This is a genomic window from Micromonospora sp. NPDC048947 (assembly GCF_040649495.1).
GTDB lineage: Bacteria > Actinomycetota > Actinomycetes > Mycobacteriales > Micromonosporaceae > Micromonospora > Micromonospora alfalfae.
This window is the reverse complement of record NZ_JBEZFO010000006.1, coordinates 116,831-135,050: the sequence shown is the minus strand read 5'-3', so window position 1 is coordinate 135,050 and position 18,220 is coordinate 116,831. Positions and strand designations below refer to the sequence as shown.

Below are 18,220 nucleotides of genomic sequence, written 5' to 3'. Positions count from 1 at the left end.
CCTTGACGCTCTGCGAGTCGATGATCCCGCCGTCGGCTCCGGCCGCGGGCCATGCGCCAAGCGCACCTGCTCGCGCAACTCGGTCAGGATCCGCTCGGTCACACCCCGCTCGTTCAGCCGCTTGAAGTACGCGTACACCGTCTGCGCATAATCGGCTCGCGACAGGCTTCGATGCGTTTCGGTAACAAGCTGAGCTACATCAGTATGAAGAGCATGGAGCTCACCCGGCTGCTGATCTAGCCGGCGAGGATCCGGGCGACGGCGGTGCTCAGCACGCGTACGCCGCGGGTCGAGCCCGCCTCCAGCCCGGTCAGGTCGCGCACCCGGGTCAGCCGGTAGTCGAGCGTGCGCGGGTGGATGCACAGCGCGGCCGCGGTGTCGAGCCGGTTCATGTCGTGCTGGTAGTAGGCGTCCAGCGTGGCGACCAGGTCGGGGCCGGCGTCGAGTTGCGCCGCCACCACCTGGAGCCACTGCCCGACCTCCGCCAGCCGGGCGGCGCCCAGCTCGGCGAAGACGTCGGTGACCGTGTACGCGTGGCGCGGCACGGCCCGCACCGGTGCGACCTCGCTGACCTGCCGGGCCAGCGCCACCGCGTCGCCGAACGCGCGCACCCGCCCAGGCGCGGTGCCGGCCGCGCACGGCCGCCCGGTCATCGAGGCCACGTCGCGGGCCAGCGCGAGCCCGCGCTCGACCGCCGGCTGCCGGCCGCCCGGTGTGCTGGGGATCAGCGCGACAACCTCGTGCGGCTCTGGCCAGCTCAGCGGCAGCCAGTGCGTCTTCAGCAGCGCGCCGGCGAACTCGTCCCGCGCCGCCTGGTCCGGCCCGGGCGACCCGCCAGCCACCCGGACCACCGTCGCGACGACGTGGTCGGGGACCGACATGTGCAGGCTGCGCGCCAGCTCAGTCGCGCTGTCGTCGCCGGCCAGCAGCATCACCGTCAGCAGCCGCACCTGGGCGACGGTCGCCAGCGCGCGCCGCTGCCCCTCGATCCAGCCCCGGGTATACGCGCCCTGGGCGGCCAGTCCCGCGGGAGCCAGCCAGGCGAGCGTGTGCATCGTCGCGGCGATGTCGTTCGGGCCGGCCGCCTCGTACACCTCGCGCAGCGTCAGCCGGGTGTGCACGAGCAGCACCTGCCGCTGCGCGGTCAGGGTGAGTCCCTTCTCGCCGCGCTGGCGGCCCATCGCGGCCATCAGGTCCAGATCCTGCACGTGAAACGGCGCGCTGTCCGCCGCGAGGTCGACCGTGCGCTGACGGAGGAAGACCGCGAAATCGAGCATCTCCGACCGCACCCGCGGCATCACCGCGAGGTTGCGGTATTCCAGCAGCTCCTCCTGGTAGGCGTCCACCGCCCGGCGCGCGTTGTCGGCCACTCGCTGCCGCCACAGGCTGAACAGACCGCCCATGCCGGTCAACGGTAATCGATGCGTTCCGGCCACGCCGCCCGGTTGACGCGGACCGGACAGCCTTGCGGACATTCGCAAGAACCGAGGTACGCCGGCGACCCGGTTCTCGCAATATCACGAAGACCCGGCCACCGGCACCCTGGAACGCTTCGCCATGGACGTCAGACGACGGCCCGGCCGGGTCGGGCGCGACCAGGTACGCGCCCCGGCATCCGCAGATCGCACAGCAATCGAGAGGTGGTTCTGGTTATGAAATGGCGTAGTCGACCCTCCGCCGGAGTACGATCCGGCATTCTCCGCGCATCCAGTCTGCTGTTGGCCGCGACGGCGATGCTCGCCGCGTTCATGGCCGCACCGTCCGCGGCGGTCGCGGCACCCGCGCCGAGCGGCGACGCGGCTGTCGCCGCCATCGGAGCCGAGCGGGCATCGGCGAGCTCCGCCGGCACGTTGAGCGTCACGACGTCGACGGCGGCCGCCGCCTCACCGGCGAAGGGCAGCGGTTTCTCGGTGATGTCGGGCTCCTGCCCGTACGCCGGGCAGTACATCGACCCGTGGCTGATCGTGTTCCAGGGCTGCACCCTCACCGGCCAGCCGACGACCGCGGTCAGCGCCCGGTGCTCCAACGGGGCCACCCTGGGCCCCGTGCACGTGCCGCCCGGCGTCTACGACATCTATGTCGACTGCTACCCGGCGTTCTTCAGCTCGCTCACGTTCATCTGATCGGCCCACCCGGCACGGATCCCGTTGCGGGATCCGTGCCGGCGGTGCCGGTCTCAGGGCAGCGCGTCCAGGTACGGGCCGACCGTGTTGGCGAAGCGGTTGCCGTTCGTCACGTCCCAGTTGACCGACCAGGTCATCGCGCCGCGCGGGCAGACGCGGCGGCCGACCTCGTCACGTGTGAAGGTCAACAACCGCTGTTTCCGCCGGTCGACCGGCGGCTCTCATTTGACACCCAGCCTGCGGGCGAGCTCCTGCCCTCTCGCGTTGGCTTCCGCAACGTGTGCGGCCAATTGCTGCGGGGTACGTGACGGCAGCACGATCGAGCACCAAGCGGGTGGCACCGCCTGCAACTGCCAGCCCAGCTGGTCGGCGAGCTGGGGGGCCTCGGCGCGGACCCGGAGCAAGGAGGCGCCCATATCGCGGCGTACGCGGCGCTGCAGAGGCAGAAGCTACCTCAGGCGACGTCCACGCTCATGCCGCGTTGTGTGCTTGAGGGCGAAGATCTTGGTCGGTCGACTGGTGGTCCACACTTGGCCGGTGGTGGACGAGGAGTTGGTGTCGGCCCGTCGTCCTAGGGACGTGGTCGACGCCGCTGGAGCGTGGATCGGTGACGCGTTGGCGGCGGACGGCTTTGGCTGGCTCAGGGCGGTCCGGTCGGTGCAGCGCCAGGCTGGCGGTCTGGTCCAGCAAATCGTCTTGCAGCCCAGTTCGCATAATCGGGCTGACAGGTTAATCAAGATCTCGACCCATGTGTCAGTGCGGGATCCCGGGCTGCGGCAGTGGAGACTGGCGCATGCGGGCCGCGTGGTGCCTTCCTCAGATGGTGACGTCGTGTGCGGTCATCCGCTGGGCTACGCGTCTGGCCGCGTCAATGGCCATCTGTACGGTGACGCGCAGGACGGCGACGTTGAACTGACGGAACCGTCCCAGCGCCGGGCGCAGCTGACGCGGTTCGTAAGGATGGTGCGGGAAGCCGTTTTGCCGTGGTTCGTCGAGGCGAGCGAACCGAGCTCAATCGTAACGTCGCGCGCTGGCGACTACAGCCTGCCGTTCACCGTGATGGAGTGGCTGGCCAGCCGAGACCGCGTCGACTTGGTCTGCGACTATGCGGAGCGCTACCTCGCCTGTAACCCTGGTATCGAGCAGCGCTTCAGGTCCGGGAGCTCGGCAGCCGTCGGAGGCCAGCCCATCCCACCCATCAACGATCTGGCCGTTGTGGCTGGCTGGTCGAGCACCATGCTCACCACGAATCTCGGGTCAGCCGCCTGAACCACGTCTTTCAAGAGATCGGTCTGGATGCACGGATCTGCCGCTGGTCGCGCGGCCGGTCAGGATGGGGCGTAGCCGGGACATCTGGGCTCAGGCATAGCCGGGCGGGCACAATGCGACGGTGTCAGATCTCTCTGAGCCCCTCCGCTACCGGCTTATTACCGGCCCCGATGATGCCGACTTCTGCGCCCGCATCAGCGGCCTTCTCGACCAGGGCTATCGGCTGTACGGCTCCCCGGCGCTGACCTTCAACGGTGAACGAGTCATCGCCGCTCAAGCGTTGGTGCTGCCGAACTCGGCCGGCCCCGAGGCGTCCGAGGGCAGCGCCAGATAGAGACGTACGCCCATGCCGCCACGAGCGCGCTGCCGGCGAACGCCGGCCGCGCTGAGGGCAGCAGGCGTGCTGCGTGTACGCCACCAGGCCAGGGCCTGTCTCGGCGGTTACGCTGCGTCGGTGGCAGAGTTGCCGGGGACGTGGAGCGTTCCGGTGGTGCGGGCGGACTTCACCGATGACGCCGACTGGAACCGGATCAGGGAGTGGATCGCGGAGCCGACCGAGGAGGGCTTCGGCGCGGACGTAGATTTCGTTGAGGACCGCGCGTTGAACGGCCTGGACGAAGAGACGATCGTGGCCGGCTACCCACCGAGCTACCCGCACGAGTACCGGCACCCGGTGCTGTTCGTGATCGATGCTGTCGCTGTGTCCACGCCAGACCACCCCGTGCTGGTCATCAACCTCAACGTCGGGGTCGACGCGCGACCGTTCCGGGCACTGCCGCAGCAGGTGCAGGCGATCCAGAACAACCTGTCGCTTGCGAACATGGACTACATCGAGTTTGCGACTTCAGCGGGCGCGGATGGTGTCTTCCGAGGTTTCTGATTCAAGATCAGGAACACTCTCATGCCGCTGTCCGCGCCCCCGGCTCGGCCGACCACTGCGCTGTCGAGCTGAAAAGCTGCCCGTATGGCATCTGACGGCATGGTGCCCTGCGGTGATCTCCGACCGAGCCACTGACCTACGTGCTGGCGGGCACCGACGTGGTGCTCGTGTGCCTGTTCTCGGCGACGGACAGGAGGTTCGGCGTAAAGCTTGACGCGCTGGCGGCCTCTGTGGAGGCCCATGGAGGGCGGGTAGTGAGCGGGCCGTCCAGCGGCGAGGAGTCTCGCACGGCGGTGCGGCCAAAATGACCGTGCCGTTCTCACGGGGATCCGGATTCGGCGGCGGGTCGGACGGCCGCGGACCCGGCCCGGTCATGTGCTGGCAGACAAGGCGTACTCGTCCAAGGCGCTCCGCGGTCATCTGCGCCGCCGCGGGATCGGCGCGACCATCCCGATCAAAGCCGACCAGGCCGCCAACCGGCGCAAGAAGGGCTCGAAGGGAGGGCCGTTCACCGAAGATCGACCCCGAACGGTACATGCAGCGCAACACCGCCGAACGCTGTATCACCAAACTCAAGCAGTTCCGCGCACGGGCGCCTTTCGATCCGGCACAGGCGGACAGCCGGTTCCAGGCTCGGGCGGGTAGGTCAGCGGCGAGCCCGTCAGCGCGGACCGGGCCGTCGGCTGGGCGGGCGGTGACCCGGTGACTCATCGAGACCGCCAGGACGTCCGGGATGCCGGCGGCGGCGCACCGATCAGGGTCGTCGGTCCACGCCCTGGGCAGGTAGACCTCCCGGTCAATCAACGTGTATCCGCAGACGACCTCGTCCCGCATCACCACCTCGCACCGCCAGATCATCTGAACCCCGACAGCCCGACCGGTGGGGGCAAATCAAGCACGGGCTCCGTGGCCTCCGATTGCAACGCGCTGCGTTGACCCGGCAGCACCCCGTAGTTAGCGTTAACACGTCTGGTCCACGTTAGAAACAACCGCACCCTGTCAAGGAGGATCAATTGAGACTGCGACAGCGAAGGTCACGTCTCGGGCTGACTCGGCAGGTTAGAGGTGTCGCGGTCCTGGCACTGGGTGCGCTTCTGTCGGTCTCATTCGCGGCGACGCCCGCGCACGCTGACGAGGATCGGCTCACCGATGGTCTGGTGCACCACTTCGCCCTCGACGAGACCAGTGGGACGACGTTGGTCAACTCGGGTAGCGCGGGCGCGACGGCGAACGCTACGCTCGTGAATCCCGAGAAGGCGGCCTTGACCGGCGAAGGGGTCAGGTTCAACCCCGACTCCTACGAGAGCGCCCTCGACGGTGCATACGTGGCGCTGCCGAACGACATGACCGCCGGCATGTCCAACCTCACCGTTGACTATGACGTGTGGGTCGACCCGGCGAACGTCGGCGAGCACCAGATGTGGAGTCTTGGCCGCAAGTCCGGCTCGTGCGACGTCGACACCGGCGCCCAGGGCTCCATTTTCGCGTCGAACACCCAACGGTTCCGCGTCGCGGTGGGTCCGGCGAACCTCCAACAGAACCGCGTCCGCATGCGCGAGGGAGCGTGGACTCACGTCACCTACACGCAGTCACTGAACTCGGACGGAACGAGCTGGACCGGCAACCTCTACCTCGACGGCGTGCTGCACGCGACCTCGACGAACCTGACCACGGCGCCGTCGGTGAACGCTGCGGGGACCAACTGCAACTTCCTCGGTCGCTCACAGACGTCGAGCCACTACTCGTTCCGCGGAACGATCCGGGACTTCCGCGTGTACGACCGGGCAGTGAGTCTCGACGAGACGCTCGCCCTGGCGGAGAAGACCGTCTCCGACGGCGTTCGCGCCGACGCCGCAGCCATCGACCTCGGCCTGACCAGTGCGGTCGTACGCGACCTCGTCCTGCCCAAGGTGGGCTCCGTGGCGGGCTCGGCCATCACCTGGACGAGTTCGGACCCGTCCGTCGTCGAGGTCAACACCCCGCCAGCCCTCGCCAGCGCACGCAAGGTCGCGGTGACCGGCAGAATCACCCGGCCGGCGCAGGGGCAGCCCGACGCGACAGCCACGCTCACGGCGACTGTCCGCAAGGGCGCCGAGGAGGTCACCACCCGGGCGATCCCCGTCGTGGTGAAGGCCGAGTTCGACGACGCGCAGGCGGTCGACCGGGACGCCTTCGACCTGACCCTGAACGGCGCCGCCGACGTACGCGGAAACCTCGACCTCGCCGCCAAGGGCGAGTTCGGATCCACGATCACCTGGAGGTCGACCACCCGCCTCGTCACCCCGACGGGTGAGGTAACCCGCCCGGCCTTCGGCCACAAGGATGTTGCCGCCACCCTGACGGCGACCATCACCAAGGGTACGGCTTCGCGGAAGAAGTCGTTCCCGGTGACCATCACCGCCATGCCACGTTCCGAGGAGTACGAGCGGTATTTCATGGGGTACTTCAAGGGCGAGGGGATTGCCGACGGCGAGCAGATCATGTTCGCCACATCCAACGGGAACACCGCTCTGGACTGGACCGGTCTGACCGGAGGTCGGCCGTCACTCATCTCCCAACTGGGCGACCAGGGGCTCCGTGACCCGCACATCGTCCGCTCCCCCGTCGGCGACACGTTCTACATGATCGCCACCGACCTGAACTGGTACGACCAGGGTGGATACGCCATCAACGACACCCAGTACATCGAGGTGTTCGAATCACATGATCTGGTCAACTGGACCCCTCAGCGACACGTGAAGGTCGCGCCCGACAACGCGGGCAACGCCTTCGCACCAGAGTCGCTGTGGGTCGAGGAGCTCGGCGCCTACGTCGTGTTCTGGGCCCAGTCGCTGTGGAACGACCCCGTGAACCGCACCGGTCAGGGCAACGCGCAGATGTGGTATGCCACAACGCGAGACTTCCAGACGTTCTCCGCTCCCCAGGTCTGGCAGGACCCGGCCCCGCTGTCCCGGATCGACACGACCGCGATCCGGGTCGGTGACTACTACTACCGGGTGACCAAGAACGAGGCCGGCAACCAGGGCTCGGACATCTTCTCGGAGAAGCACACCGACTTCCTGGACAGCAACCTCAACAACTGGACGATGGTCGCGCCGGCTCTGGGGCGCACGACATGGGTCGCCAACCAGGGGTACGAGGGACCGGTCATCTTCAAGGCCAACCCCGGTGACACCTCCTGCCCCGGCCAGTTCTACCTCTGGGGCGACCGGTACACGAACGGTGGGGGTTACCAGGCCGCGTGCCACGAGAATATCGAGGCCCCGACCTGGAACGCCAAGGCGATCACGATGACCAACGCGGGTGTCGTCCGTCCGCGTCACGGCACCGTGATCCCGCTGACCGTCCGCGAGTGGAACGACATCCGCGGGAACCCGAACAGTGACGTCACGACCACCACAAAGGTGGCTGTCGAGCCGTACGCGAGCGGGGCCCCGACGACCAGGGCCACCGTGACAGTCACGGCAGCCGACGGGTTCGAGACCGGCGGTCAGGTGCGGTTCAGCATCGGCTCGTGGTCGAAGCTCGCCCACCTGAGCGACGGCGAGGCCACCATCACGTTGCCGAAGGGTCTGCCCGCGGGTACCCGGACGGTGAAGGCCGAATACCTCGGCTTCGACTACCTGAAGGCGTCGGAAGGCACGGCGTCGATCGAGGTGCCCTCGGGCCCGGCCGCCGTCAAGGTCCAGGCGAAGGCCAAGCCGGCGTCGGTCGTCCGCGGGGACACGTTCCGATTGAACGTGACTGTTGAGCCGGCGGGCCGGCCGAAGCCGCACGCTCCGACCCCGACCGGCGAGGTCACCGTCACCTTCGGCGGCACGGTGCAAGTCGCGCCATTGGCGGCCGGTAAGGCCGTCGTCGAAGTGCAGACCGCCGACCTGCAGCCCGGGGCCTACCAGGTCCACGTTGCCTACTCCGGCAACCCGACATACCAGCCCCACGCCGCCACCTACCAGACGTTGACGGTGCGGAAGCCAGCATAGGCACCCCGAGGCGTGCCGAGATGCGCCACAAGAAGGAGCGGGCGAGATCTCACGATCTCGCCCGCTCGCTGCTGCACGGCCCAGCAACCGGACCGGTCCCATACCCCTGGCCGCGCGCCTCGGGTAGCAGAGAGATGCCGAGGTGGGCGTACTGATGATGCCGGGGCCCCCGGACCGCGCGGCGTGCCAACTTCGCCGTGACGACGACGAACGTGCGCGTTGATGCCGGCGACCGGTGAGCCGGCATCGGGATCCCGATCAGCGCGCGGAGGTGTCGTAGCTGCGGACCAGGTGGCCGCGGCCGGGACGTACTCGGAGCTTGCGGCCCTCGCTCTCGGCTGTGGCGTTCTTGCCGTCCGCTGTGGAGCGCCGGACCACCAGCGCCAGCCCGGCGAGGATGATGGCGGCCGCGGCAAGCTCCGTCGCGCCGACGGGCTCGTCGAGCAGTAGCCACGCCGCGCTGATCCCGAAGACCGGCACCAGGAGGCTGAACGGCGCCACCCGCGCGACCGAATACTGGGCGATCAGCCGGTTCCAGATCCCGAAGCCGACGAGGGTCGACACGTACGCGATGTACACCACGGCGAGGAGCCCGCGCCACGACAGGCCGGTGATCGCATCCAGCACCGCCTGTCCGCCGTCGACCACGCCGGCGAGGCCGAGCAGCGGCAACGGCGGCACAAGGCTCGACCAGACCAGCAGCGAGAGCGGTCGCGTCTCGCCGCTGGCCCGCATGACCAGGTTCGCCGTGGCCCAGCTGGCCGCCGCGAACAGCGTCAGCACGAAGCCGATCACCGTGGCGTGGCCGCCGCTGTCGATCGCCAACACCCCGATGCCGACCGATCCGACCAGTACGCCGGCCACCTGCGCCCGCGCCGGCCGCTCGCCCAGCACTGCCGCCGCGAGCAGCACCGACATCAGCGCCTGCGCCTGCAGCACCAGCGAGGCCAGACCGGCCGACATGCCGGCTGCGAGCGCCGTGAACAGCGCGCCGAACTTCAGTACGCCGAGCACGAGCCCGTAGGCGATCACGTAGCGGAGCCGGGCGCTGGGGCGCGGCACCAGGAAGACCAGTGGCACCGCCGCCGCGACGAAGCGCAGCGCGGTCAGCACGAGCGGCGGCAGGTCGCGCAGGCCCAGCTCGATGGCGACGAAGTTGACGCCCCAGATGGCGGCGACGAGCACGGCGAGAAGTCGGTGCGATGTTTTCACGGCAGCCACGTTGCCCGAGAAAATACTTAAGGACCAGTTCAACGTTCTTCATCGCTGCTGTAGCGTGGCTACATGGATCTTGACGCACGCCGCCTGCGCGTGCTGCACGAGGTCGCGCTGCGCGGCAGCGTCACCGCCGCTGCCGCGGCGCTGCACGTGACCCCCTCGGCGGTCTCACAGCAGCTCGTCCAGCTGTCCCGCGAAGCCGGGCACGAGCTGGTCGAGCGGGCCGGGCGCGGAATCGTCCTCACCCCGGCCGGCCAGGTGCTGGCCAACCACGCGAAGGACGTACTGGACGCGGTGGAGCAGGCGGTGGCCGGGCTCGCCGCGCTCCGCCAGGGGGTCAGCGGCACGGTACGGGTCGGCGCGTTCGCGTCCGCAGCCGGCGCGCTGGTAGCACCCGCCGCCGCCCGCGCGCGGGCGAAGCACCCAGAGCTGGACGTGCGGGTGATCGAGGCCGAAGACCAACAGAGCCGCCTCGACCTGCGCTCCGGCACCCTCGACGTAGTGGTGCTACAGGAGTACGACCACGTGCCCGTGCCACTCGTCGACGACCTGGACCGGCATCCGGTCACCACCGACCCGATGCACCTGATCACCCCGGTCGAATGGCGCCGTCGCACCGGCCGGCTGAGCGAGCTGCGTGACCTGCCATGGATCGCCAGCGCCGAGCACACGCCCTGCCTGCGGTCCACATTGCACGCTTGCCGGCTCGCCGGCTTCGAGCCGGACATCCGGCACCGTGCCGTCGACTTCGCGCTCACGCTGGACCTCGTCGCGGCCGGGCTGGGCGCCGCGCTCGTGCCGCAGCTGGCGCTACGCCACGTGCCACCCGGGGTGCACGTAGAACCACTGGTCGAGCCGACCATCGAGCGACGCATTTTCGCGGTCACCCGTGCCCTCGGCGGCACGCCGCAACGGCCCGCGGTGGACGCCCTCCTGGCGGAGCTGAGCAGCCCGCCCGACCTCCCCCACGGACAGCTTCCGCCGATCATCGCCTGACGTACGTTCTTCGACCCCCGGTCGACGACCATGCGGCCACGATCGGGGGCCACCTGCGGCGGACCAGCCGGACCACGAAGGAGCCGGTCAGCCGTTAGAACGCCTGGCGAAGCAGCGAGGACCCGCGCATTGTCGAGTGCACGGTAATCGACAGCTGCGGGTGGTCTCTCGTGCCAGCTCCGGCAGGTACTGACGCACGTACGCGCCGCCTCCGGCGACGTCTCCCCCACGGCTCTCGACCTGCGCCGCAACATCGGCATACTGCTGGTCCCCGAAGACAAGCCCGCCGAGGACGTGAACGAGCTGCAACCGCTGCACGACGACCTTTGCGTCGTCTACGGCCCAGATCATGAACTGACCCGGAGGTCGCCGACCTGCTTGCCCGGCTCCGACTCGCCGCCGACGAATAGATCTGCCACCGCCGTCGGCTCAGGTCTCCCCCGCGAATTGCCCGGGGTTGCTCCCGACCTCGCTGATCTCTACCCTTCCAGGGCGTCAAGAGCGGTCAGCGCCAAGCCTCCCGGCTTGCTGACCCGGCAACCGCGCCACCCGCGCACGGTGCTCCCGGGGGAAGACCAGGCCGACCGCAAGCTGCGGTACGGCAAGAGCGGGTGCCCCGGGCACCAGAAGGCGAGTTCACCGTGCCATCCGAAGAGCTGAACCTTGCCGCTTTCGCGGTCTGCCTGACCTGCGGGCACCTCCGCGATGGCGCCCCACGCGAGCAGCGGTGCCGCTGCCAGCCCCGTACGCCAGAGTGGGAGCAGCAGTGGCAGGACCAGGACATCCCTGGTGACCTCGACCTGTGTGTGTTGTGCGTCCGGGATACGGTGACCACCCGAACCCGGTGGTCATGGCTGGCCTGCGAAACCTGCCGACACGTCTCGCAGCTCGTCGGCGAATGGTACGGCCACCGGGCCGCACTGCCGCTGGGCCGGCACTCGCTCATGAACGGCGACGTGGTCCAGCCACCGACGGCCACGAACACCGAGGTCGCCGCCTCGCTGGTGGCCTCCGCGCGGCGTTTCGACGAGCTGCGCGAGTGGCAGCAGGTGGAGTTCGACCGGCTCGCCGAGCCACTACGCGCGGTCGGCCCAAGCGTGCCGCTGGCCGAGTGGCAGCGATACTCGCCGCCGTCGCTTGGAGCGAGCGTTGACGCCTTCGACCGCTACGGCGTCATGCCCGTCCCCCACGACCTCAGCAGCCTCCGCCAGGCCCAGAAAGAATTCTTGTCCACCGCTCGTTGACCGCCAGTCCAGCCGGCTGCTGTTGACGGTACCCGATATCGCGAACAGCAGCCGCGCTGTCGGTGCGGTTACCGAGCGCTACGGACAAGCCTGCAGCGCGCAGACAGCGGCAGAAGAGTGCGTCGACGGCTCCACACTCTCGCGGCCGCTTGTGATCAGTGTGCAACGACGACGGTGCGTACGACGCCATCAGCAGGTCTCGGATGCTCGGTCGAAAGCCTAACCAGATCACACCCGGTAGTACTGCACGACGCAGAACTCGGTGTCCTCCGGGTCGGTCATGACGAGGACTGCGCCCTCTTGGTAGTCATGCCGTTCACCTGTCCACCGCCCGCCCAACATCCCGATCCGATCGACCGCTTCGTCAACGTCGGTAACGGCGATGTCGAGGTGTAGTCGCGTCTTGCCGGCCTTGGGCTCCGGGACCGGCTGGAATGTCGGCACCGGGCCGCCCCCGGCGACAGTGACGCGCCGCCAGCCGGGAAGAGACTCCGTCACGCGTCCTCCAAGCACCACGGACCAGAAGTCAGCCAGCCGCTGCGGATCCCGGCAGTCGACCGTGACTCCGGCAAGTCGGCCCAGTGTCTCCACGACAGCGACCATAGCGACGATGTGCAGCCCGCTCCCACTGGGGCGCGCTCATCTCGGCAGATCCGGACGCCGACGCTAGCCCGCTCTGGCTACGGTGCGTGACGCGCCCCGACAGCGGCCGCCCCATTGAGGAAGAATTCGCGTCGAACGAATACGCGCTCCTGCCAGTCAACCGGCCGTCAAGGACGGGATCGTGGTCGCACGGGATGTCATCGACGTGCCGATCAGCACCAACGCGGCATAGCGCCGGTCAGAAGCGCCACATTCGGTTGATGAGTGCGCGAGCTGCGGGTCATCGGGAGAGACCGCCGGACGGATTGGCTGCTAGCGTTCGCCGCCATGTGGACCGAGGAGATCGTGGCCGGGCGACCGGCATGGCGGCATGTTCCGTCGGGGGTCGTGTTCCGGGAGGTTCCGGGCGGCACGTTCCGGATGGGACTGTCCGAGGCGGAGCTGGACGCGGTACGCGCGATCGAGCGCAGCGGAGGAGTCGAGGACACCATCGAGCCGTTCCTCGCCAGCGCCAAGGACGCACAGCCGGTACGCGAGGTGCGGGTCGAGCCGTTCCTGCTTGCCCGGCATCCGCTGACCGTGGCGCAGGTCCAGCACTGGCTGCCCGAGTACGAAGACGACTACGCCGAGGCGGACACCGGCACTGCGCGGCTCGAAGGCGACCTGGAGGACGTGCTCAAGCTGTTGCCGTTCCAGCTGCCCAGCGAGGCGCAGTGGGAGTACGCAGCGCGAGCCGGCACCACCACGCTGACGTTCCGCGGGGACACGAAACCCGACGAGGACCAGCTTCTCGACGATTTCGGCGACGAGACGCGGACGGCCGCCGGCGAGAACGCGTTCGGGCTGGTGGCGATGGGATCGGCGAACGAGCTCTGCGCCGACGTGTGGATCGCCGGGTTTTACGGCGCACCGTCGACCGCGCGACCGCGGACCGGAGACGGGCCCCGCACTGTGCGCGGCGGAGCCGCCGACCTCTACCCGTGGCAGGGCTGTGACGAGTGGCTGCTACTGCTTTCCGCCACCCGGTACGAGCACGCCGACTTCACGGCGGTACGCCCGGCCACACCACTGCCGCCCCAGTGAGGGTGGTCTAGCGGATCTCTCTCGAGCCGGCAGCAGGCCGACGATCGCCGAACAGGGGCGCCGCCCGTCGGCCCACCGCCCGTACAGCCCGAGGGACCGGCCGAGCACCTCGAATGAGGCCTGTTCGGGTGACTCGATCACCCGAAAATCAGCAGTACGCGCGTACGTCAGAATTGTGAGACGAAACGGCAAAAGGCCCCGATCCACCGAAGTGAATCAAGGCCTCTGACCTGCCGAAACTCTGTCGGGACGGCCGGATTCGAACCGACGACCCCTTGTTACGATCCGTAATCAAACCGGCCCTGTCATTGTTCATCAGGGATAGTCGCTGAGCTGCTCAGACACGAGAAGGCGATGATCGCTAGTTGTCACTGGTTGTCAACTAAGGGCGGGGGGTTTTCGGGGGGTAAACGGGGGTCGGTAGGGAGTCGTGAGGCATCGTGTCCGGCGGGTGCTCACTGAATCCGAGACCACTGCCTGAGCAGATCGCAGGCATCCCGCAGCAACCCGTCCACCAAGGTGTTCAGCTCGCCATAGGTCATGCCGTCCAGCAGATACTCAACAATGCCGAATAACGGACGCTGCCCCGGAAGCACCGAGACGCCGTTGATCCGCAAACCGTAGTGCACCAACGTGTTGCGAAGCTTCCGACCCGACCCCGACAGCACCAGCTCCGCCGAGGGCTGCTGGAGAAGCAGGGCCGGCAGAACCGTTCCCCTCGTTTGTGTCAGGTGACGGAGGCTGTCTAGAACTTGGTACAGCGTGACATAGCGCAGCTTGAGCACGGGAATCGGCCACGTCCCGTCGGGCAGACGCGTTGCCTGTCCCGTCAGGAGATCCACCGTTGCACACGCCACCTGCAGGGATAGGAGCGCTGCCACAAGGTCAGGTTCGACATCTCCTGAGAAGGCAGCCCCGTAGAACCGGTGTGACTTCACGTTGGAGAACGAGAAGTCGTTTTCGTTGAGCGCATCCAACCAATAGTTCCTGGCATCCGCCGATGCAGCTATATCGACCCTCGCGAAGTTGCCGAAGCCTTCTGCCATCGCACCCAGCCGCGGCCCCATACGGTCGAGGGACCCGAAAGCTTCAGACGGCAGACCGCAGTTGAAATGGATCGTGTGTGTGGTGGCGATGAGATGCCCGCGATACCGGAGTACGCCTAGATCGCGACGAAATCCGTCGAACAGGCTGCCGAGTGGTCGATCAGCAGGGAAGAATACGCGGTGGTGTTGTCCCGCGATCGCCGCGTAGTGCCGGATGACGCCGTCGAGGTACCCGCTAGTGTCTAGAAAGAGCTTGTTGGCGTGCCTGGCCGCTGCGGCGGCCTCCGCTTCGAGCTGCGGGATATGCGGAAGTTGTCCCGGATCTTCCTGCTGCAAAAAGCGCCGGCCCTCGTAGTTGATAAGCGCAAGGTGCTGCAATGTGCTGAGCAGCGGAAGAGTGGTGGCGTCCGGACGTCCGATGCAGGCTTCACCGATTCGCCAAAGATAATCTCGATCCCACGCCAATAGACGAAGGCTCGCTTCCCGCAATGTCACGTCCGGCACGAGCGCGCAGCCTACCCTACTCCTATCCCAGGTAACCATCGTCATTACGTTGCTGCCACGCGACAATGTCGGCGCTGTCGCCACCCCCGCCACGCCTTGCGCGACGGATCGACTGGCCCCCCTTGCCCGCAACCTCCGATGTGCTGCTCGCCTCCAGCGGATACCCCTCACCGGGCGAGCGCGGATGATCGTCCGACGAGGTGCCGAGCCCGGGCCCGCGCGGTGGTCACCAGTCGCTGAGTGCCCCGTCCGCGAGGTCCATGCGCCGGTCCTGGCACCTCTCCGTCCCGAGACCGGTGATGATCCGCACTGCCGGGCCCTGGCCGCCGGTCCAAGGCTGCGCGCGGACCATGGTGCGGATGGCGGTGAGGCTGGCGGCTTCCCAAGCCGATTCGGAGGTGGCGAAGATGAGCTGGTCGGCCTGCACGAGGTTGGCCGCTGTCGCCTTCTTCTGCACTTCTTTGACCGGTTTGTTCCCCAGCGTGGAGCTGCTCTTCGCCTCGGCTATGACGACCTGGCCGTCGGCGTACGCGGGCAGGTCGATTTCGGCGATCGGGGACCCCGCGCTGTTGCAGAGCTCGAGCTCGGCGGCGTCGGTGTACCGCCGGCTGCGGCTGCGGAGGTAGTTAGCGAGCTGCAGCGGCACCTCGCCGTGGTCGCGCAGCAGGTCACGGGCGACCGGATGCAGGTCGAAGTACCAGGGCGGGCCGCTCACGGGTTGATGCCAGCGGGCACTGGTCAGCGGATTGGCGGCTCCGCACCGCGGACAGGTGTTGTCCTGACCCGCACGGCCGAGGCTGATGAACGCGACGCGGCCACACTGCTCGCAGTTGACGATGATGCCGCGGGTCAGCAGCCCGCTGCCCGTCAGCCTGTCGATATCAGCGGCCACCGCCTCGTCGGTAGAGCGGGAGCCGAATGCCTTGACGCCCTCGAAGGTCAAGTAGCCCTCGTACCCGGCGTCGTTGGTGCCGGCCGCGTGCAGGACAGCCCCTTCCCCGCCGCGGTAGCGGTCGATGCTCTTTCCCGACTTGCGCAGGAAACCCCTGAGCACCGCAAGAAGCGGGCCGGAGAACGTCGCAGCCAGGTTCTCGCGGCCGCCGAGAAGTGCCCGGAGCACGTCGGCACGGCGTCCGGCGTCGGACACCCGGATCGAGTGCTGGTGCTGGACCGCGAGCCGGCCGGCCCATTCGCGCAGCGACAGGATCCGTAGCTTAGGCCGGGCGAGCTGGGACAGCCGCGGTGTGCCGGCCACGATCAGGTTGTACCGGTGGGACTCGAACCGGGGCCCATGCCGGCCGCTGCGGATCCAGGTCAGGAACGGGTCCACATCCGCGGTCGCCAGGTGGGCACCCTGCAAACCGCGACCGGCGGGCATACCCGGGCCCTCGCAACGGACCTCCACCTGCCAGCTCAGCCCAGGAGCGTCACGCAGTCCCGGGTCGGCCACATCCGGAACCGGCACCGGCGACATCATCGTGATCGTGCCGTCCGGTTCGGTCATCGCCGGAATGGCGACCGGATGGTCGAGGTCCGCGGTCACCGCGTAGCTCGTCACGCCGTCGGCCGGAAACGCGAGGTCACCTGCCACGACCGCGGCTTCTAGCAGTTTGCGCTGCTCGGCGTCGGCGTCCCCGCCGAGCCCGGTCGGCGGGACCCGCAAGGCCTCAACCGCTGCCGTCACGGTCTCGGCGCCGGCCGACACCGACGTGACGGTGACCCGCCCGTGACGGAAGGCGGCTTTGGTGATGACCCTGCTGTGCAGCAGGTGCCGCATGCGGCCGGCACGCTCTTTGTTTCCAACTGGGGACAGCTCGGCGGGCAGCCACCAGCCATCGCCATAGAGCACCTGATGGGCGTACGCGGCAGCGAAGTCTGCCGCGGTATCACCGACGACGAACGTGGCGTGATGCCGGGGGCGGACGCCGGTGCTGACCCGGCTCAGGCCAAAGGTCGTCCGCTGGAAGGCGGTGCCGTCGTTGCCATCGTTCGCCGGCGACAGCAGCCACTTCAGCAGCGGGTCCGCAGGACGGGTGCCGGCCGGGTCGTCGCCGAACAGCAGCCAGCTCAGCAGCAACTGCTCGTCCTTCTCATCAATCGGCGGCGCCGCGCCGTTCTGCGGCTCGTCGAACAGGCCGCAGCCGGCCGCGACCAGCACCCCCAGCGGCCCGTCCCACCCCGCTGGCGCCGACAAGTACGGGGCGCCCGCCACCGCCGGGATCGCGGACAGCGGGGTTAACGGCGTGAAGGTGTTGTCCAGGCCGCCGACGCCGAGCGACACCATCGACTCCTCGGTGTCGGCGCGTTCGTGCGAGCGCCGGTACGGCGAGCAGACACGGGCGACCGCCTCGCGTGCCCGCTCACCGGCGGGGTCCGGTACGACGTGGTCACCCACCTGCTCCAGCAACTGCGCCCGGGCCTCATTGTCCAGGACCGCTCCCTCGACGGTCAGCGGGACGCTTCCCGGCGCCACCCGCTCGATCTGGGCCAAGGTGGTCTCCAGCAGCACCACGTAGTCCGGATCGTACCGGCGGGCCGCCTGTAATAGCACCGGGTCCACGATGCCGTCGACGTGCGGGACGAGCAGGAAGCCGCGCCCGCCCCACGTTCTACTGGCGACGTGCAGGACCAATCGGGCCCAGTAATGCCAGCCGACTCCGCCATCGAAGATCACGGCGACCCGCGGCGCGGAAAGACCGATCTGAGTCACCAAAGGAGCAGAAGAAGACACCTCGCGACCATAAACGGTGCTGCTACGACGGGTCAGGCCGGCGGTGATCGGCTCGGTGGCGGCCCGGGATTCAGTGGTGCCTCGTAGCGGCGCTGATGCCCAGACACCGACGGATGCCGAGCCTTCCAGGCGTGCACCCGCCTGAACGACTCTCGGATCGCCGTGGCGGGCGCCGACACGCGCCGAGGCTGCCGGAGCCCGCTACACCGAACTGCTCACCGTCCTATCCGACCCGGCACGCCGCTCGATCGCCGGGATGGTCCGCCGTGGCTCCTACACCTGGATCAGCGTGCCACCTGGACGAACGCTTACGGCTTCGTCGTGAGGAACACCGGGACCGCTCGCCTCCTAGTCACCCGAGGATGACCTCGTGGCGGAACGCCTGCACCCGAGCGCCTTCGGCCAGCACGACCTCGACCCGACCAACGTCGTCGGGATGCCTACCACGGCGTGGACCGGCTTACTGGCAGGAGAGAGGCATCCATTGACATCCGGACGCTAGAGAGCCGATCCAGCATCGACTCGGGACTGCGTCAACGC

At 68.3% G+C, this 18,220-nt stretch carries 14 protein-coding genes, 1 pseudogene and 1 riboswitch; of the genes and pseudogenes, 9 read left to right on the top strand and 6 right to left on the bottom strand.

The window, feature by feature from the left end; all coding sequences use genetic code 11:
• Positions 1–236: 236 nt before the first annotated feature.
• A complete protein-coding gene (locus AB0B98_RS11320) occupies positions 237–1,403 on the bottom strand; it encodes a helix-turn-helix domain-containing protein (protein WP_357362194.1) in 1,167 nt (388 codons plus the stop codon).
• A gap of 315 nt (positions 1,404–1,718) precedes the next feature.
• On the opposite strand from AB0B98_RS11320, the gene AB0B98_RS11315 reads away from it, so the two are divergent.
• Positions 1,719–2,123 (top strand): hypothetical protein, encoded by a 405-nt coding sequence (locus AB0B98_RS11315; RefSeq protein ID WP_357362193.1) that lies wholly within the window; start codon positions 1,719–1,721, stop codon positions 2,121–2,123.
• A 53-nt stretch (positions 2,124–2,176) separates the two neighbouring features.
• Here the strand turns inward: AB0B98_RS11315 and AB0B98_RS11310 are convergent, their stop codons facing one another.
• Positions 2,177–2,311: a hypothetical protein gene (locus AB0B98_RS11310; protein ID WP_357362437.1), complete on the bottom strand. Its 135-nt coding sequence runs from the start codon at positions 2,309–2,311 to the stop codon at positions 2,177–2,179.
• A gap of 349 nt (positions 2,312–2,660) precedes the next feature.
• On the opposite strand from AB0B98_RS11310, the gene AB0B98_RS11305 reads away from it, so the two are divergent.
• The 5 genes and pseudogenes from AB0B98_RS11305 to AB0B98_RS11285 all read left to right on the top strand — a co-directional run bounded on the left by AB0B98_RS11305 (position 2,661) and on the right by AB0B98_RS11285 (position 8,255).
• On the top strand, positions 2,661–3,392 hold the full coding sequence (locus AB0B98_RS11305) for a hypothetical protein (protein WP_357362191.1): 732 nt from the start codon (positions 2,661–2,663) through the stop codon (positions 3,390–3,392).
• Between the two features lie 121 nt (positions 3,393–3,513).
• Entirely contained in the window at positions 3,514–3,726 is a 213-nt protein-coding gene (locus tag AB0B98_RS11300) for a DUF1737 domain-containing protein (RefSeq protein WP_357362190.1), read from the top strand.
• Between the two features lie 120 nt (positions 3,727–3,846).
• On the top strand, positions 3,847–4,272 hold the full coding sequence (locus AB0B98_RS11295) for a hypothetical protein (RefSeq protein WP_357362188.1): 426 nt from the start codon (positions 3,847–3,849) through the stop codon (positions 4,270–4,272).
• 315 nt (positions 4,273–4,587) lie between these two features.
• Positions 4,588–4,858 (top strand): annotated as a pseudogene (locus tag AB0B98_RS11290) (transposase); the annotation flags it as partial.
• A gap of 655 nt (positions 4,859–5,513) precedes the next feature.
• On the top strand, positions 5,514–8,255 hold the full coding sequence (locus AB0B98_RS11285; RefSeq protein WP_357362187.1) for an immunoglobulin-like domain-containing protein: 2,742 nt from the start codon (positions 5,514–5,516) through the stop codon (positions 8,253–8,255).
• Positions 8,256–8,513: 258 nt separating this feature from the next.
• Here AB0B98_RS11285 and AB0B98_RS11280 read toward each other — a convergent pair whose 3' ends face one another.
• Entirely contained in the window at positions 8,514–9,467 is a 954-nt protein-coding gene (locus AB0B98_RS11280; RefSeq protein ID WP_357362185.1) for an EamA family transporter, read from the bottom strand.
• A gap of 72 nt (positions 9,468–9,539) precedes the next feature.
• Between AB0B98_RS11280 and AB0B98_RS11275 the strand changes: the two genes are divergently transcribed.
• Entirely contained in the window at positions 9,540–10,469 is a 930-nt protein-coding gene (locus AB0B98_RS11275) for a LysR family transcriptional regulator (RefSeq protein ID WP_357362183.1), read from the top strand.
• A gap of 493 nt (positions 10,470–10,962) precedes the next feature.
• A riboswitch (SAM riboswitch) is annotated at positions 10,963–11,083 on the top strand.
• Between the two features lie 27 nt (positions 11,084–11,110).
• A complete protein-coding gene (locus AB0B98_RS11270) occupies positions 11,111–11,713 on the top strand; it encodes a hypothetical protein (protein WP_357362181.1) in 603 nt (200 codons plus the stop codon).
• A gap of 228 nt (positions 11,714–11,941) precedes the next feature.
• On the opposite strand, the gene AB0B98_RS11265 is transcribed toward AB0B98_RS11270, so the two are convergent.
• On the bottom strand, positions 11,942–12,316 hold the full coding sequence (locus tag AB0B98_RS11265; protein WP_357362179.1) for a VOC family protein: 375 nt from the start codon (positions 12,314–12,316) through the stop codon (positions 11,942–11,944).
• A gap of 327 nt (positions 12,317–12,643) precedes the next feature.
• On the opposite strand from AB0B98_RS11265, the gene AB0B98_RS11260 reads away from it, so the two are divergent.
• Complete coding sequence (locus tag AB0B98_RS11260) at positions 12,644–13,399, top strand: SUMF1/EgtB/PvdO family nonheme iron enzyme (protein ID WP_357362177.1); 756 nt, start codon at positions 12,644–12,646, stop codon at positions 13,397–13,399.
• A gap of 455 nt (positions 13,400–13,854) precedes the next feature.
• Here the strand turns inward: AB0B98_RS11260 and AB0B98_RS11255 are convergent, their stop codons facing one another.
• Both AB0B98_RS11255 and AB0B98_RS11250 read right to left on the bottom strand, forming a co-directional pair.
• Positions 13,855–14,949, bottom strand: coding sequence for a hypothetical protein (locus AB0B98_RS11255; protein ID WP_357362175.1), 1,095 nt, complete (start codon positions 14,947–14,949; stop codon positions 13,855–13,857).
• 226 nt (positions 14,950–15,175) lie between these two features.
• The gene (locus tag AB0B98_RS11250; protein ID WP_357362173.1) at positions 15,176–17,680 is read right to left on the bottom strand and encodes a hypothetical protein; all 2,505 of its coding nucleotides are present in this window, start codon (positions 17,678–17,680) and stop codon (positions 15,176–15,178) included.
• Positions 17,681–18,220 lie beyond the last annotated feature (540 nt).

What these genes read in the sequence shown, in the direction of transcription:
- AB0B98_RS11260 (WP_357362177.1), top strand. Translation starts at nt 12,644, where the DNA reads ATGTGGACCGAGGAGATCGTGGCCGGGCGACCGGCATGGCGGCATGTT.
- AB0B98_RS11275 (WP_357362183.1), top strand. Translation starts at nt 9,540, where the DNA reads ATGGATCTTGACGCACGCCGCCTGCGCGTGCTGCACGAGGTCGCGCTG.
- AB0B98_RS11265 (WP_357362179.1), bottom strand. Translation starts at nt 12,316, where the DNA reads ATGGTCGCTGTCGTGGAGACACTGGGCCGACTTGCCGGAGTCACGGTC.
- AB0B98_RS11320 (WP_357362194.1), bottom strand. Translation starts at nt 1,403, where the DNA reads ATGGGCGGTCTGTTCAGCCTGTGGCGGCAGCGAGTGGCCGACAACGCG.